The 16,340-nt window shown below is 46.0% G+C and carries 16 protein-coding genes; 10 read left to right on the top strand and 6 right to left on the bottom strand.

Annotated features, from left to right (window positions below):
- Positions 1–19: 19 nt before the first annotated feature.
- Positions 20–490, top strand: coding sequence for an N-acetylmuramoyl-L-alanine amidase (locus tag DWW10_RS15215; RefSeq protein ID WP_118421758.1), 471 nt, complete (start codon positions 20–22; stop codon positions 488–490).
- A gap of 27 nt (positions 491–517) precedes the next feature.
- On the opposite strand, the gene DWW10_RS15220 is transcribed toward DWW10_RS15215, so the two are convergent.
- Together DWW10_RS15220 and spt are read right to left on the bottom strand one after the other, a co-directional pair.
- Positions 518–1,669, bottom strand: coding sequence for an acyltransferase family protein (locus DWW10_RS15220; RefSeq protein ID WP_007218541.1), 1,152 nt, complete (start codon positions 1,667–1,669; stop codon positions 518–520).
- A 106-nt stretch (positions 1,670–1,775) separates the two neighbouring features.
- Positions 1,776–2,963 carry a serine palmitoyltransferase gene (spt, locus tag DWW10_RS15225; protein ID WP_007214203.1) on the bottom strand — a complete coding sequence of 396 codons (1,188 nt, stop codon included), beginning with the start codon at positions 2,961–2,963 and terminating at the stop codon, positions 1,776–1,778.
- A gap of 210 nt (positions 2,964–3,173) precedes the next feature.
- Here spt and DWW10_RS15230 point away from each other — a divergent pair, with 210 nt between their 5' ends.
- The 3 genes from DWW10_RS15230 to DWW10_RS15240 all read left to right on the top strand — a co-directional run bounded on the left by DWW10_RS15230 (position 3,174) and on the right by DWW10_RS15240 (position 6,478).
- On the top strand, positions 3,174–4,205 hold the full coding sequence (locus DWW10_RS15230; RefSeq protein WP_022391717.1) for a diacylglycerol/lipid kinase family protein: 1,032 nt from the start codon (positions 3,174–3,176) through the stop codon (positions 4,203–4,205).
- A 108-nt stretch (positions 4,206–4,313) separates the two neighbouring features.
- A complete protein-coding gene (aspS, locus tag DWW10_RS15235; protein ID WP_118421759.1) occupies positions 4,314–6,071 on the top strand; it encodes an aspartate--tRNA ligase in 1,758 nt (585 codons plus the stop codon).
- Between the two features lie 17 nt (positions 6,072–6,088).
- Positions 6,089–6,478 (top strand): GtrA family protein, encoded by a 390-nt coding sequence (locus DWW10_RS15240; RefSeq protein ID WP_022391719.1) that lies wholly within the window; start codon positions 6,089–6,091, stop codon positions 6,476–6,478.
- A 45-nt stretch (positions 6,479–6,523) separates the two neighbouring features.
- Here DWW10_RS15240 and DWW10_RS15245 read toward each other — a convergent pair whose 3' ends face one another.
- The 3 genes from DWW10_RS15245 to DWW10_RS15255 form a co-directional block, all read right to left on the bottom strand.
- Positions 6,524–7,408: a carbon-nitrogen hydrolase gene (locus tag DWW10_RS15245; protein ID WP_118421760.1), complete on the bottom strand. Its 885-nt coding sequence runs from the start codon at positions 7,406–7,408 to the stop codon at positions 6,524–6,526.
- A gap of 126 nt (positions 7,409–7,534) precedes the next feature.
- Complete coding sequence (locus tag DWW10_RS15250; protein ID WP_118421761.1) at positions 7,535–8,578, bottom strand: agmatine deiminase family protein; 1,044 nt, start codon at positions 8,576–8,578, stop codon at positions 7,535–7,537.
- A complete protein-coding gene (locus tag DWW10_RS15255) occupies positions 8,575–9,117 on the bottom strand; it encodes a ferredoxin domain-containing protein (RefSeq protein WP_022391572.1) in 543 nt (180 codons plus the stop codon). Before DWW10_RS15255 ends, DWW10_RS15250 begins: the two co-directional genes overlap by 4 nt.
- A 185-nt stretch (positions 9,118–9,302) precedes the next feature.
- On the opposite strand from DWW10_RS15255, the gene DWW10_RS15260 reads away from it, so the two are divergent.
- Entirely contained in the window at positions 9,303–9,923 is a 621-nt protein-coding gene (locus tag DWW10_RS15260) for an ABC transporter ATP-binding protein (RefSeq protein WP_118421861.1), read from the top strand.
- Between the two features lie 16 nt (positions 9,924–9,939).
- The gene (locus DWW10_RS15265) at positions 9,940–10,749 is read left to right on the top strand and encodes an ABC transporter permease (RefSeq protein WP_022210432.1); all 810 of its coding nucleotides are present in this window, start codon (positions 9,940–9,942) and stop codon (positions 10,747–10,749) included.
- On the opposite strand, the gene DWW10_RS15270 is transcribed toward DWW10_RS15265, so the two are convergent.
- Positions 10,746–11,153: a DUF4891 domain-containing protein gene (locus tag DWW10_RS15270; protein ID WP_022391574.1), complete on the bottom strand. Its 408-nt coding sequence runs from the start codon at positions 11,151–11,153 to the stop codon at positions 10,746–10,748. The two genes, DWW10_RS15265 and DWW10_RS15270, sit on opposite strands and share 4 nt — an antisense overlap.
- Positions 11,154–11,260: 107 nt before the next feature.
- Here DWW10_RS15270 and DWW10_RS15275 point away from each other — a divergent pair, with 107 nt between their 5' ends.
- From DWW10_RS15275 to DWW10_RS15290, 4 genes are all read left to right on the top strand, one after another.
- Positions 11,261–12,355 (top strand): Nif3-like dinuclear metal center hexameric protein, encoded by a 1,095-nt coding sequence (locus tag DWW10_RS15275; RefSeq protein WP_022391575.1) that lies wholly within the window; start codon positions 11,261–11,263, stop codon positions 12,353–12,355.
- Between the two features lie 5 nt (positions 12,356–12,360).
- On the top strand, positions 12,361–13,179 hold the full coding sequence (locus DWW10_RS15280; protein WP_007214220.1) for a zinc ribbon domain-containing protein: 819 nt from the start codon (positions 12,361–12,363) through the stop codon (positions 13,177–13,179).
- A 526-nt stretch (positions 13,180–13,705) separates the two neighbouring features.
- The gene (locus DWW10_RS15285; protein WP_022391449.1) at positions 13,706–15,178 is read left to right on the top strand and encodes an efflux transporter outer membrane subunit; all 1,473 of its coding nucleotides are present in this window, start codon (positions 13,706–13,708) and stop codon (positions 15,176–15,178) included.
- Between the two features lie 27 nt (positions 15,179–15,205).
- The gene (locus DWW10_RS15290) at positions 15,206–16,324 is read left to right on the top strand and encodes an efflux RND transporter periplasmic adaptor subunit (RefSeq protein WP_022391450.1); all 1,119 of its coding nucleotides are present in this window, start codon (positions 15,206–15,208) and stop codon (positions 16,322–16,324) included.
- Positions 16,325–16,340: the final 16 nt, after the last annotated feature.

Consider the following 16,340-nt stretch of genomic DNA (forward strand, 5'->3'; position numbering starts at 1 on the left):
GGAGTCTAATAAATAAGAAATGAGAAAAATTGATTTAATCGTCATTCATTGCAGCGCCACCTGCGCTGACCGTTGCTATACGGAATATGACTTAACCACAGACCACCTGTGCCGGGGATTCTCCGGCGCAGGTTATCATTATTATATAAGGAAGAACGGGGATATTAAAAGCCTTCGTCACGTAGAAAAACCCGGTGCACATGCGAAAGGATACAATGCTCACTCAATAGGTGTATGTTATGAAGGAGGGTTGGACACGAACGGCCGTGCTTCTGACACAAGAACTGATTTCCAGAAACACTCCCTTCGTGTATTGGTAATGTTGTTATTGCAGGATTACCCCGGTAGTAGAGTAGTGGGGCATCGCGATCTCAGCCCCGACCTGAACCATAACGGTGAAATTGAACCGGAAGAATGGATCAAGGAATGTCCCTGTTTCGATGCAACAGAGATCCTGCGAAATCCACCTCCGGTGATCCAGCGTATCTGAAATAAAAAGATAAGGAAGACTGAAGTTTCACTTCTTCTTTAAAAACCGTTTAGCCAAATATTTTCGTATAGGCTCATCATACAGTTTCAAGCACAGGTAAGCCAACACTACATTCAAGGCATAAACGCATAAAGCAACCTGCCAGGTCTCTCCCAAAGTAAAGAGTTGATTTTTAATCAGCCATGCATAGAACAGATACATGAACGGATAATGTATCACATAAATCGGATAAGAGATATCTCCCAGGAACTTACATATCTGAGTTGACTTTTTATCCGTAGTAGTTCCCGATGCTCCTATCCATACAAGGGTGGGGAAAGCTACGATAATACAAAATGCTTCATAAGCACCATTTGTACAAATCGGCTCCGCACCTTCCAGATAGGGCACTGAGAACAAAGCAATCAATACAATGGTACATATCCAGAACGCACCTTTCACCTTCATAGGCTTGAAGTTACGCGACATAAGCATACCCACAGAAAACGGGAACAACATTCTCAATAATCCGCCACCAAAATTTACACCGTCCAACGTCCAGCCCACACCTATATTTCCATAACCAGAAACATCGAAGACTGCGAATAGCGCCAATGCCACTCCCAACAATACAACGAGCACAGTCAGCGCCTTATTGGATAAGCGACGGATAAACAAGGCATAAAGAATATTACCTATATACTCGAAGAACAACGACCAGCAAGGCCCGTTCAACGGAAACATCTCACCGTTGCCACGAACTTCATAACCTACGCCCGGCATTGCGGGAATAAAGAATATCGTGCAGAGCAGAGACAGCATTATCATGGAGATACCGATATGTGTTCCATCCCATTGCACGGAACCCTGAATACAGAATGTAATAGCACCCAGAACAGCCCCCATTATCACCATAGGATGGAGACGTATCAAACGACGCTTAAAGAAATCTTTCATTGTAAGACTCTTACCCCAACGGTCATCATAGGCATAGCCGATAACGAAACCTGAAAGGATAAAGAAAAAATCCACGGCTAAATATCCATGATTGAACGTTGTAATCATGGTATCGCTTGCAAAAGCATAGCCTTCGAATATATGATACCATATCACCATAAGGGCCGCTACACCACGAAGTCCGTCCAGAAGATCGTAATGCGCCTTGGTATCCGAAAATGCTGCTGAGGGGGTATTAGACATTTGTTTCTTAGTATTAAGTTAATATTTTCAGATGGCAAAGATACAAAAAAAGAGACTGCCTTTTGAAGACAGTCTCTTTTCATTTTATCTGATTTCTGGAAAATCCTTATTCAATCACTCCGAGTTCACGGAAACATTTCGTCAACTTCTCAACAGCATAGTCTACCTGCTCTTTGGTGTGAGTAGCCATCAATGCTACGCGTACCAGCGTATCTTGCGGTGCACAAGCGGGCGGAATAACCGGATTGATGAAGATGCCTTCGTCAAACGCCATCTTAGTTACGATAAATGTCTTTTCTGCATCACGCACATACAACGGAATGATAGGGGATTCAGTTTCACCGATTTCGAAACCGGCATCACGGAATTTCTTCAATGCATAGTTGGTGATGTCCCACAAACGTTGCTGACGTTCCGGTTCGTTCATAATGATGTGAAGAGCTTCACGGGCAGCAGCCGTAGCAGCAGGCGTGTTACTTGCCTGGAATATATAAGAACGGGCATTGTGGCGCAACCAGTTGATTACCGAAGCATCTCCGGCAACGAAACCACCGATAGAAGCTAGTGACTTGCTGAACGTACCCATAATCAGGTCGATATCATCCGTCACACCGAAATGATCGCAAACACCGCGTCCCTGTTTTCCGAATACACCCAATCCGTGTGCTTCGTCCACCATGATGCTGGCATTGTATTTTTTCTTCAAACGTACGATTTCGGGGAGGTTGGCAAGGTCGCCTTCCATAGAGAAAACGCTATCCACCACGATCAGTTTGATAGCATCCGGCTCGCATTTCTGGAGTTCTTTTTCCAGATCGGCCATATCGTTATGTTTATACTTTAATTGAGTAGAAAAGGAGAGGCGGCGGCCATCTACGATGGAAGCGTGCACGCGGTCGTCACAGATAATGTAATCGTTACGTCCCGTCAATTGCGGAATAACACCCTCATTTACAGTAAATCCGGTGGAAAAACAGAGTGCATCGTCTTTTCCGACAAACTCAGCCAGTTCTTTTTCCAACTCTACATGTATATCAAGAGTTCCATTTAATAAACGGGAACCTGCACAACCTGTACCGTATTTATCTGTGGCAGCTTTTGCGGCTTCTATTATTCTTTTATCGTAAGTCAGTCCCGTATAAGCATTCGAACCGAACATCAGGACTTTTTTACCATCCATCAACACCTCAGTATCCTGATGGCTGTCAATTGTGCGGAAATAGGGGTATACGCCCATTGCCATATATTGCTGTGGCAGGTCGTATTTCGCCAATTTGTCTTGTAGTAATCCCATGAAATGTTTATTATATAATATGAAATATTTAACTCTTAATTACAAGCCTTTTGAAAACAGGGGGCAAAGATAGCAAAATATGTGCTTATCTGTTCTTTTTTTACTAAAAAATATATTTGCCCATGGATTAAAGCCCACTCTATGGTTAAAAATTCAAGTATTTGTATTACTTTTGCCATTTATAAAATTGCATAGTGAAACAACCCTTGCATGGACGAAGAAAAAAAGAAAATATCATTCATTATAAATCCGAAATCCGGTACGCAGAGCAAAGAGCAAATCCTCCATTTGCTCGATGAAAAGCTGGATAAGGCAAAGTATGCCCAAGAGGTAATCTATACCGAATATGCCGGACATGCTGTTGAAATTGCTGCACAAAAAGCAAAGGAAAATGTGCACGCTGTAGTCGCTATTGGTGGTGACGGTACGATTAACGAAATAGCCCGTTCGCTGGTGCATACAAAAACTGCATTGGGCATCATTCCGTGTGGTTCGGGAAACGGACTGGCACGCCATCTGCAAATTTCGATGGAGCCCAAAAAGGCGATAGAAATCATCAACAAAGGAATTATAGACGTCATCGATTACGGAAAAATCAATGAAGTGCCTTTCTTCTGTACCTGCGGTGTGGGTTTTGATGCTTTTGTCAGCCTGAAGTTTGCAAAGGCGGGCAGGAGAGGCCCTCTTACCTATTTAGAAAAGACTCTGCTGGAGAGCCTGAAGTATCAGCCCGAAACTTACGAACTGGAAACGGAAGACGGTACTTTAAAGTATAAGGCTTTCCTGATAGCCTGCGGCAATGCTTCGCAATATGGAAACAATGCGTACATAGCTCCACAGGCCATGCTGACGGACGGATTACTGGACGTGACCATCCTTGAACCTTTCACGGTGCTGGATGTGCCCTCCCTGTCTTTCCAACTATTTAATAAGACTATAGACCAAAATAGCCGCATCAAAACTTTCCGCTGCCAGACGCTGCGCATCCACCGTACCAAACCGGGGGTAGTGCACTTTGACGGGGACCCGATGATGATGGGAGAAAACATTGACGTAAAGGTAATCAAAGAAGGATTGCAGGTTATCATCCCCCGGTATGCCGAAAAAGACTCTTCGAATGTATTGCAACGGGCACAGGATTATATAAATGGCCTGAAGCAGATCAATGAGGAGATTGTGCATAAGAATAAGATGATATTGGATAAGAGTAAAGAGCAGATTAAGAAGTTAACGAAAATCTGAGTTTTTTATAAAATAAATCTGTATTTTTGCGCGTCATTAGCAATTAAGCGTGTGCCCCGACAGCGCAGCCAAATTGTAAATTGTAAATTGTAAATTGTAAATATCAACATGTTTAGATCACACACCTGCGGAGAACTTCGTATCTCCGATGTCAATAAGCAAGTAACGCTGGCAGGTTGGGTGCAGCGCAGCCGTAAAATGGGAGGTATGACATTCATTGACCTCCGCGACCGTTACGGTATCACCCAGTTAGTTTTTAACGAAGAGGTGGACGCCGCACTTTGCGAGAACGCCAACCGCCTGGGACGCGAATTCGTCATTCAGATTACAGGAACGGTGAACGAACGCTTCAGCAAGAATGCCAATATCCCGACCGGAGATATTGAAATCATCGTATCGGAACTGAATGTGCTGAATGCAGCCCTGACACCTCCGTTCACCATCGAAGATAATACGGATGGTGGCGACGATATCCGCATGAAATACCGTTATCTGGATTTGCGCCGTCCATCGGTACGCAGAAATCTGGAACTCCGCCATAGAATGACCATTGAGGTACGCCGCTATCTGGACAGCCAGGGTTTCATCGAAGTGGAAACTCCTGTACTGGTAGGCTCTACTCCGGAAGGCGCACGCGACTTCGTGGTGCCCTCACGCATGAATCCGGGACAGTTTTACGCTTTGCCGCAAAGCCCGCAGACCTTGAAGCAATTGTTAATGGTATCCGGTTTCGACCGTTACTTCCAGATTGCCAAGTGTTTCCGTGACGAGGACCTTCGTGCCGACCGTCAGCCGGAATTTACTCAGATAGACTGCGAAATGTCTTTCGTAGAACAGGACGACATCATCAACCTGTTTGAAGGTATGACGAAATATCTGTTCAAAGAAATCCGCGGTGTGGAATTGGAAGGTCAGTTCCAGCGTATGGCATGGGCGGACGCCATGAAATATTATGGTAGCGACAAACCCGACTTGCGTTTCGGTATGAAGTTCGTGGAGCTGATGGATATACTGAAAGGTCATGGTTTCTCTGTATTTGATAGCGCCGAATACATCGGTGGTATCTGTGCCGAAGGTGCTGCACACTACACCCGCAAACAACTGGATGCACTGACGGAATTTGTGAAGAGACCGCAGATTGGTGCAAAAGGTATGGTTTACGCCCGTGTAGAGGAAGACGGAAATGTAAAATCAAGTGTTGACAAATTCTATACGCAGGAAGTACTGCAACAGGTGAAAGAAGCTTTCGGTGCCCAACCGGGTGACTTGATTCTGATTTTGAGTGGTGACGACACCATGAAGACGCGCAAGCAACTTTGCGAGCTTCGTCTGGAAATGGGTAGCCAACTGGGATTGCGTGATAAGAACACATTCGCATGCCTGTGGGTGGTAGACTTCCCGATGTTTGAATGGAGTGAGCAAGAAAACCGCTTGATGGCTATGCACCATCCGTTTACCCATCCGAAAGACGAGGACATTGATTTACTGGATACTGATCCGGCAGCAGTACGTGCCGATGCTTATGATATGGTAATCAATGGTGTGGAAGTCGGTGGCGGTTCAATCCGTATCCACGATCCGAAGTTGCAGGCAAAGATGTTCGAAATCCTGGGATTCACTCCTGAAAAAGCAGAAGAACAATTCGGCTTCCTGATGAATGCATTCAAATACGGTGCACCTCCTCATGGTGGTCTGGCATATGGTCTTGATCGTTGGGTATCTCTCTTTGCCGGATTGGATAGTATTCGTGATTGCATCGCATTCCCGAAGAATAACAGTGGACGCGACGTGATGCTGGATGCTCCCGCAGCACTTGATCCGTCTCAGTTGGATGAACTGAATCTGATCGTAGATATCAAAGAGTAAGAGTAGGTTAGTTTGTTGTGAGAGAGTCGAGACGCATCTTCCGTTTTGCGGTAATCGGTACGCTGAATGCCCTGATTATAGCAGCAGTCATCTGGCTGATGATGGATGAACTGGACATCGACTATATGCTCTCTAACATAACTGCTTACATCATTGCGCAGACTCATAATTTTATCTGGTGCAAGCACTGGATATTCCCTTTGGATGATAAAGAAAAGAAGAGCAACACCTGGAGGCAGGTGTTGCTCTTTTCCATCGCTTTCGGAATGGCGTATCTGGCGCAATTCCTATTTCTGGTAGTGTTGGTCGAGGCACTGAATTGTGATGAATACCTGGCTCAGTTCCTGGGACTGTTTATCTACGGAGGCGTGAATTTTATAATGAACAGGAGAATCACATTCCGTTAACGTTTTATCAAACTGCGTTTTGCTGCGCTTTTATCAAATTGCATTTTAATCAATAAAGCGTTTCGTCAATCCACCGTATTCATCGATACGACGGTCGCGCAGGAAAGGCCACCAACGGCGTACATTTTCCGAGCGTTCCATATCTATTTCCACTACTATATTTTCCGGACGGTCGTTTCCGGCTTGTGCAAGGAATTCTCCTTGCGGACCTACTACAAAACTATTTCCCCAGAATTGGATGCCATTTGTCTGCATGGACGGATCGGGTTCGTGACCGACACGGTTAACGGAGATAACAGGAAGTCCGTTGGCTACGGCATGAGCACGCTGGGAGATAATCCAGGCATTGAGCTGGCGTGCCTTTTCATCATCGGCATCACTGCTTTCCCAACCGATGGCAGTGGGGTAGATTAATAATTCGGCACCTTTCAATGCCATCAGGCGGGCAGCTTCGGGATACCACTGATCCCAGCAAACAAGTACGCCCAGTTTTCCGAGAGAGGTTTGGATAGGTTCGAAACCTATATCTCCGGGGGTGAAGTAGAACTTTTCATAATAGGCCGGATCGTCGGGGATATGCATCTTGCGATACTTTCCGGCAATGCTCCCGTCACGATCAAAAACGACGGCGGTGTTATGATAGAGTCCCGGAGCACGTTTCTCAAATAGGGAGGTCACCAATACGATTTTATTGGCAGCGGCCAGTTCGGAGTAAAATCCGGTGGAAGGGCCGGGAATGGTTTCCGCCAGATCAAACAGTTGTGTGTTTTCAGTCTGACAGAAATACAGGGAGTTGTGTAGTTCCTGTAATACAACCAGTTGCGCACCATGTGCAGCACAGGCTTCTATGCTTTTAGCCAGATTCATCAAGTTCGTACGAAGATCTGCTGTATTGGCTTGCTGAATAATTCCGACTTTTATTTTTCTCATATCTTTCTAATTTTAATATTTCACTAATTAGTATCAGATCAATATTCTATTTCGCCCTTTCAGGGCTTAGGTTAGCGATTCATTTACTACGTAGGGCGTTGCCCTACGCCATATAATTTTAGCCTTTCAGGCTATAATTCCCACTGGATATTGCATCGTCACGCAATGCAACGAGCCATGTTGCTTTATCAATGCACAGCAATCCACGCCCACTATCTCGTGATGAGGGAAAGCTGCTTGAAGCACTTCTTTAGCACATTGGTCATTCTCCGGCTGACGATAAGTAGGATAAAGCACCGCATCATTCATTATCAAGAAATTGGCATACGTTGCGGGGAGACGTTCACCCTCTTCCTCAATCTTGTCCACCATAGGCAATGCCAACAGGCGGTAGGGGTTTCCATTCAAAGTACGGAAGGTTTTCAGTTGCTCTTCCATTTGATGGAGAGCTTCGTAATGTTCATCCTGCGTATCGGTGCATTGCACATAGGCAATAGTATCCGGTGAGCAAAGACGAGCGAGCGTATCGACATGACTATCTGTATCATCTCCTGCCAAATACCCATGATCGAGCCAAAGTACCTGTTTCAGATGAAATACAGAACAGAGATATTCTTCGATTTCATCGCGACTCATCTGTCCGTTACGATTGGGAGAAAGCAAACACTCGGACGTGGTGAGCAATGTTCCCAAACCGTCGCTCTCAATGGAACCACCTTCCAGAACAAACCCCAGACGATTAACATACCGCCCATTCAGGAAACCGGCTTCCACAGCCTGACGAGTAATCAGATTGTCTTTATCCGAAGCGAATTTCAGCCCCCAGCCATTGAACATGAAATCAAGAAGCGAAGCGCCTTCTGAATCCAACATGGTAATTGCACCATGATCACGCGCCCAGGTATCATTCGTTTCACACTCCATGAAACGGACATTCTGCATATTGACGGTAGCTGAAATCTGCTTTTTGACCTCCTCCGGTTCGGGAGTTACAATCAGAAGCAATTCCCGTTGGGCTATTTCGCGTGCGATAGCGGCAAAGCAGGCTTGTACTTCCGTAAGCATATGTGCCCAGTCAGTTCCGGCATGGGGCCAAGTCAGCTGTATTCCGCTTTGCGGCGCCCATTCGGCAAGTAAAACAGCATTGAACGTATCACTCATATTTATCATTCTTTCTTTTCTTCTTTCGGCTTGCGGTCAAAGAACGGATTCTTGGTCGAAGCACTGACCGGAATAGCATACACGGATCTGCATCCCGGCAACCACTCCAATTGCTGCGCAGCAAGTCCGGCAGAAAACATCACACGGGTATCCACGCGCAAATCGGCTGCCGTGGCACAAGCCGAACCGATAGCTATACCTACATCGACCGAATTCACGGCACAAGGCACACCTTCGGGGCGTCCCGCACAAGTGGGATAACCACAATGGCCGCAGTTCAATCCTTGCACCTGCTCGCGCGTACCTATTATAATTACACATTCAGCCTGCAAAATGTTGGCGGCATCCCGCAAAAAGAACTTCATTCCGTGTTCTTCCACCATGGCAACCATCTTGTCCGACAGTACTTTTAAATCGTCTCCGGTGACCATAGCTATTTCAATTATATCTACACCTTTTCCCTTCGGAGCGGTACGGGCAGCAGTCATCATCTGCCTTGCCACGTCCAACACATGTTCGTGGCGGCTTGCACGTTCGTTCTGTATCATAATTCTCACTTTTATTAAAAACTGATAGCAAAGATAATGCAAATTGAGTGCAGAACTTTCATGCTTGCATGAAAAAGTTATGCCAAAATGCAGCTTATCTTATTTAAAGATACTGATTTCAGCCAATAATCCGTCGTTTTCTCAGAATTCCTTTCTATATTTGCTTTCAAATGGAGACCAGGACTATACTTCAAATAGACAACGCATGCATCGCTTTCGGAGCAGATACACTTTTTTCCGGTTTTTGCTTACAACTGCACGAAGGGGAAATCGCCTGTATTTCCGGACAATCGGGGCGGGGAAAGACCTCCTTGCTGAATGCAGTTTTAGGATTTGTACCCCTCAAAGCAGGGAACATCACCGTTAACGGCATTTTACTGGAAAAAGGAACTATCGACCAAATTCGCAGGCAAGTGGCATGGATACCGCAAGAACTCGCGCTTCCATCGGAATGGGTGAAGGAAATGGTGCAACTCCCTTTCAATCTGAAAGCTAATCGGAATACCCCCTTTTCACTGGATAAACTATTTGCCTGTTTCGATGAATTGGGGCTGGAAGAGGAATTGTACGATAAACGTGTGAATGAGATCTCCGGAGGACAACGGCAACGTATCATGATTGCCGTAGCCACCCTGATGCAAAAGCCGCTGCTGATTGTGGATGAACCGACTTCCGCACTGGATTCGGACTCTACGGATAAAGTACTTGCTTTCTTCCGGAAACGAATGAGGGAGGGAAGTGCCATCCTCGCCGTCTCTCACGACCAGGGATTTGCGCAAGGATGCAACCAGATGATAACACTGTAACTAAGAGATTAATAAAGTGGGAACTATCGACATATCATATACCAGTTTAGCCATTGGATTGTTGCTGTTGCTCATTCCGCTGTTCTACTTGTGGAAATTCAGAACAGGGCTATTGTGGGTTACCGTGATTGGTATCGCACGGATGATTGTACAACTTTTCTTTATCGGTATCTACCTGAAATACTTGTTTCTGTGGAATAACCCGTGGATCAACTTCCTGTGGGTGATTATTATGATATTCGTCGCCGCACAAACTGCCCTGGCACGCACCCAACTGAAACGGAAAATACTGTTTATTCCTATCTCCATAGGTTTCTTATTCAGTGTCGTCTGCATCGGCATGTACTTCATTGCCATTGTATTACGGCTGGAAAATGTGTTCAGTGCCCAGTATTTTATTCCGATATTCGGTATCCTGATGGGAAACATGTTATCCAGCAATGTTGTTGCGCTGAATGCCTATTACAGCGGATTGAAACGGGAACAGCAATTGTATCGCTATCTGCTTGGCAATGGCGCCACAAGGGCGGAAGCACAGGCGCCTTTTATCAAACAGGCTATCATTAAGTCTTTTAGTCCGTTGATTGCCAATATTGCCGTTATGGGTCTGGTGGCACTGCCCGGCACAATGATCGGACAAATCCTGGGAGGCAGTAGCCCGAATGTCGCCATCAAATATCAGATGATGATTATGGTGATAACCTTCACGGCATCCATGCTTTCGCTAATGATTACCATCTCGCTGGCATCCCGTAAGTCGTTCGATGCCAACGGAAAACTATTGCAGGTAATGGTAGAGAAAAAGGAAAAGAAGAAAAACCGTTAGTGCTCTACTTTTTCAGGAGTATAACGCAATTGCACATACTGGATGCCGGGTTTTATATAAGCACTATCCATCAACACTTTCCTTACCCGGAACGTCTCAAGACGGCGATTTATATAACTTTTTATATATCCTTTCTGCGGTTTCACATACGAAAGTACTTCTATACGTCCTGCCAAATGGATATTGACTTTGGCTTTCACGGTACGTACCGCCCCCGGCCTCTTTGACGATTGTCCGGGCATTTCCTTATGTTTATCTATCCAGAAGATGGCTGTAGCCTTCGGAGTAGTATCCACAAATTCCTCTTGTGCATCTTCTTCACCGCCATCCTGGGCTTTGGGTGAGGGTTGGCACGAGAAAAGAATGCATAATAAAGCAAAAAACGAGAAAAGTAATGCTTTCATGGTATAGAGTTTTACAATTATCCGAACAAATATATAAAAAAAGAGTAAAACAAACAGTTATTCAGTGCATTTTTACTATATTTGCACCGAAATTTTCTATTCACATAATGAGAATTAAGGAGATAGTAAGCGCCCTTGAACGGTTCGCGCCTCTGCCATTGCAAGACGGATTTGATAATGCCGGCCTGCAAATCGGATTGACAGAAGCGGAAGCAACAGGGGCTTTGTTGTGTCTTGACGTCACCGAAGCCGTGCTGGACGAAGCGATTGCGTTAGGGTACAATCTTGTCATATCCCATCATCCGCTGATATTCAAAGGATATAAATCCATCACGGGTAGGGACTATGTAGAGCATTGTATCATGAAAGCAATCAAGAATGATATCGTGATCTACTCGGCACATACCAACCTGGACAATGCTCCGGGAGGGGTGAACTTCAAGATTGCCGAGAAAATAGGATTGAGTAATGTACGCGTGCTGGAAGCCAAAGAGAATGCTTTGGTAAAATTGGTGACTTTTGTACCCACAGCACAGGCGGAAGATATTCGTAAAGCTTTGTTTGCAGCCGGATGCGGTTGCATAGGAAACTACGACGCATGCAGCTACAATGTAGAAGGAGAGGGAACTTTCCGCGCTCAGGAGGGTAGCCACCCGTTCTGTGGAAGCATCGGAGAGTTGCATACGGAAAAAGAAATGCGGATAGAAACCGTATTGCCTGCCTACAAGAAATCGGAAGTTATCAAAGCTCTGCTGAATGCCCATCCGTATGAGGAACCTGCATTCGATTTATATCCTTTGCAGAATAGCTGGACACAGGCTGGGGCAGGAGTTATCGGAGAACTGGAAACACCGGAAACGGAGTTGGAGTTCCTGAAACGCATCAAGAAGACCTTTGAAGTGGGCTGTCTGAAGCATAACAAGCTGACCGGGCGTGAAATACAGACCGTGGCACTGTGTGGAGGAGCTGGAGCATTTCTGATGCCGCTTGCCATACGCAACGGTGCAGACGTGTTCATCACCGGGGAAATCAAGTATCACGATTACTTCGGACACGATACGGACATTCTGCTGGCAGAGATAGGACATTACGAAAGCGAACAATATACAAAAGAAATATTCTATACAATAATCCGGGAGTTGTTTCCTAACCTTGCGCTGCAACAGTGCAAAGTGAATACCAACCCCATAAAATATTTATAAGTAAAATGGCTAAAGAAGCAAAAAAAGATCCTCAGGAATTGACCGTGGAGCAGAAATTGAAAGCCCTGTTCCAGTTGCAGACTATGTTGTCTAAGATTGATGAAATCAAGACTTTAAGAGGTGAACTTCCGCTGGAAGTACAGGACTTGGAAGATGAAATCGCCGGTCTGAGCACTCGTATTGACAGAATTAAGGCAGAAGTAGCCGAACTGAAATCCGCCATCGCTACCAAGAAAGTGGAGATTGAAACTTCAAAAGCTTCTATCGCAAAATACAAGGAACAGCAGGAGAATGTACGCAACAACCGTGAGTACGACTTCCTGAGCAAAGAAATCGAATTTCAGACTCTGGAAATGGAGCTTTGCGATAAGAGAATTAAAGAGTTCGCTGCACAGGAACAGGAGAAATCTGCTGAAGCTGCAAAGAGCACAGAAGCGTTGGATGAAAGACAGAAAGACCTGGACGTTAAGAAGAACGAACTGGACGAAATCATCTCTGAAACCAAGCAGGAAGAAGAAAAGCTGAGAGACAAAGCCAAAGAACTTGAAACTAAGATCGAACCGCGCTTGCTGCAATCTTTCAAGCGTATCCGTAAGAACTCTCGCAACGGATTGGGTATCGTATATGTACAACGTGACGCTTGTGGCGGTTGCTTCAACAAAATCCCGCCCCAGAGACAACTGGATATCCGTTCTCGTAAGAAAATCATCGTTTGCGAATATTGCGGACGTATCATGATTGACCCGGAATTGGCTGGTGTAACCATCGAACACAAGGAAGAGGTAAAGGAAAAGCCAACTAGAAGAAAAAAGACTGCGGAATAATATTCGGCGGTATATATATAAGGACGCCCCTGCAAGCAACATCTTATTGCTTGCAGGGGCGTCCTTATATATACACTGCCGAAGTCGTTGAATTAAACTCATTATTGTAGGGGTATGGATTATCTCTTACTTCACTTTATAAGTGCACAGTCGTTTCCTCTCATGAAAATTCTGTTTACCCCAAATGATAGCTTTGTTAACCCCGCACGGTAACTCCATTTACATACTGCAGTAAAGGTCGTTACATACCGAAGTAAAAGCCGTTACAATAAGGGGTAAAGGTCGTTACATACGGCGGTAAATGCTTTTACATCTTGCAGTAAGCTGTCGGTAAATACAGTTAATTGATTATCAGCAAACTAACAAAAGGATACCAGCAATCTTTAATTCATTTCTTCAATTATAGATCACCCACACCAATCCACATCCATCTGTCAGAACCCCATTATAACCTCCCCAATCTTCTCTAAACAAATAGAGCTCCAGGTTGTTATGAACCCTGTATCACAAAAAACAACCTAAACCTATGAAGATTAAAGCTTGGGGCAGCGTGCTGCTCTTATCGTGCCTATGTTCTGCCGTCACGGCACAGAATGGCAACCGTTATCTGGAAAAACCGTTGCCCCGAGGCTGGGGGAATACGGTAGTTCCGAACTCTAAAACGGTCCCTACTTCCGCAGGAACCGCTAATTCTACCACGGCATCCGCAGATGATAACTTATTCAGCGGACAAATATTACCGGTAGATGACCAGTGGTGGAAAGCATTCAATGACCCGGTACTGGACTCTCTTATCAGCGTAGCATCCGGCGAAAACTATTCCGTACTTGCCGCTATAGACCGTATGGAACAGGCACGTGCCAGCCTGAGGATGGAGCGCAGTAATTTTTTCCCTTCTATTTCTTTAAATGGTGGATGGCTCCGCCAGCAAAGCAGTGGTAACACCACCGAATTGCCCCAATCCATCACACATTATTATGATGCGTCGCTCAATGCCAGTTGGGAACTGGATATATTCGGAAGCATCCGGCAACGGGTAAAGGCGCAACGGGAAACATTCCAAGCCAGCCGTGAAGAGTACATCTCCGTACAGGTATCCCTCTGTGCACAAGTAGCTTCTGCCTACATCAACCTGCGGGAACTGCAACAGGAATTGCAGGTAGTAATGCATAACTGCCGGACGCAAGAAGAAGTGCTCAACATCACCGAAGTACGCTACAACACGGGACTTGTATCGAAACTGGATGTAGCACAGGCTAAATCAGTGTATTTCAGCACTAAAGCATCTGTTCCGCAACTGGAATCCGGAATCAGCCAATACATCAACTCGCTGGCTATTCTGCTGGGAACTTATCCGCAGGAAATACGCCCCACATTGGAAAGAATCGGGAAATTGCCCGACTACATGGAACCTGTTGGAGTAGGATTACCCGCCGATTTATTGCTTCGTCGTCCCGATGTGCGCCAGGCCGAAAGACTGGTTAATGCACAAGCCGCACTATTGGGAGCCAGCAAAAGCGACTGGCTACCACAAGTATTCCTGAAAGGATCTGTAGGATATGCCGCTCGTGATCTGAAAGACCTGACCCGACGGAAAAGCATGACATTTGAAATTGCCCCAACCCTCAGTTGGACACTCTTCAGCGGAACAAAGCTGGTGAATGCCACCAAACAGGCACGTGCACAACTGGACGAAGCAGTGCATAACTTCAACGAAACCGTGCTCACCGCTGTGCAGGAAACGGATAATGCAATGAATAATTACCGGAATTCCATCAAGCAGATTGTCGCCCTCCGGGAAGTACGAAATCAGGGACAAGAGACACTGAAACTCTCCCTGGAGCTTTATAAACAGGGACTTAGCCCTTTCCAGAATGTACTGGATGCACTCCGTTCGCTACTGACGTACGAAAACCAGTTGACGCAGGCGGAGGGTAGTTCACTGCTATATCTGGTGTCATTGTACCAGGCACTGGGAGGAGGATATAAAGAGAACTGAGTAATAATTCCTAAACCATAACCATATATGAAAAATGAAATGTACATCATCCTCACGCTGATTCCGTTGCTGGCGGGATGTGGGGACAAAAAAGAAGCAGCGCGCGGAGCGATGCCCGTTCCGGAGATAAGCGTAGCCAGTCCGGTGGTGAAAGACATCACACTGACTAAAGAGTATCCGGGCTATCTGAGTTCGGAAAAGACCGTCGACCTGGTGGCACGGGTGAACGGAACCCTGCAAAGCATCGCCTATGCTCCGGGAAGCAGAGTTCGGAAAGGACAGGTGTTGTTCGTCATCGAACCCACTATTTACCAGGACAATGTAGAACAGGCGGAAGCGGAACTGAACACCGCCCGAGCCAATCTGGAATATGCCCAGAACAACTATGCCCGTATGCTGGAAGCTGTGAAAAGCGATGCTGTAAGCCAGATACAGGTGCTACAGTCGAAATCGAATGTTGCCACTTCGCAAGCGGCAGTCAGCAACGCCGAAGCTGCACTGAATACGGCACGCACAAATCTGGGCTACTGCACAGTCCGGGCACCGTTTGATGGGACTGTCAGCCGGAATCAAGTCGATGTGGGCAGTTATGTAGGGGGAAGTTTGCAACCTGTCACCCTTGCCACGATCTATAAAGATGACCTGCTATATACATACTTCAATATCACTGATAACCAGTGGCTTGCCATGCTGATGCAACAAGGAACCGCACAGCAGAAAGATACACTGCCCCGGCAAATCACTGTTAATCTGGGGGAAGACGGCATACAGCCGTATCCTGCCACACTCGATTACTTCGCACCAAATGTAGACCTGAGCACCGGAACTCTGAATCTGCGTGCCCGCCTGGACAACCCGAAAGGTTTACTGAAAAGCGGACTTTATGTCAGCATCACCTTGCCATACGGCAAAGAATCGCAGGCAATACTGATACCGGACGCATCTATCGGGACCGATCAATTGGGAAAATATGTGTATGTAGTGAACGATTCCGATATGGTGCGCTATCGCCACATCGAGGTGGGACAGTTGATAGACGACAGTCTGCGGCAAATAACCGGCGGACTCTCGCCACAGGAACGCTACGTCACCCGGGCACTGATGAAAGTACGGGAAGGGATGAAAGTAAAGCCCATCAGCAAATAACCAATCGTAAATAACT

This window comes from Bacteroides intestinalis (genome assembly GCF_003464595.1).
Classification (GTDB): Bacteria; Bacteroidota; Bacteroidia; order Bacteroidales; family Bacteroidaceae; genus Bacteroides; species Bacteroides intestinalis_A.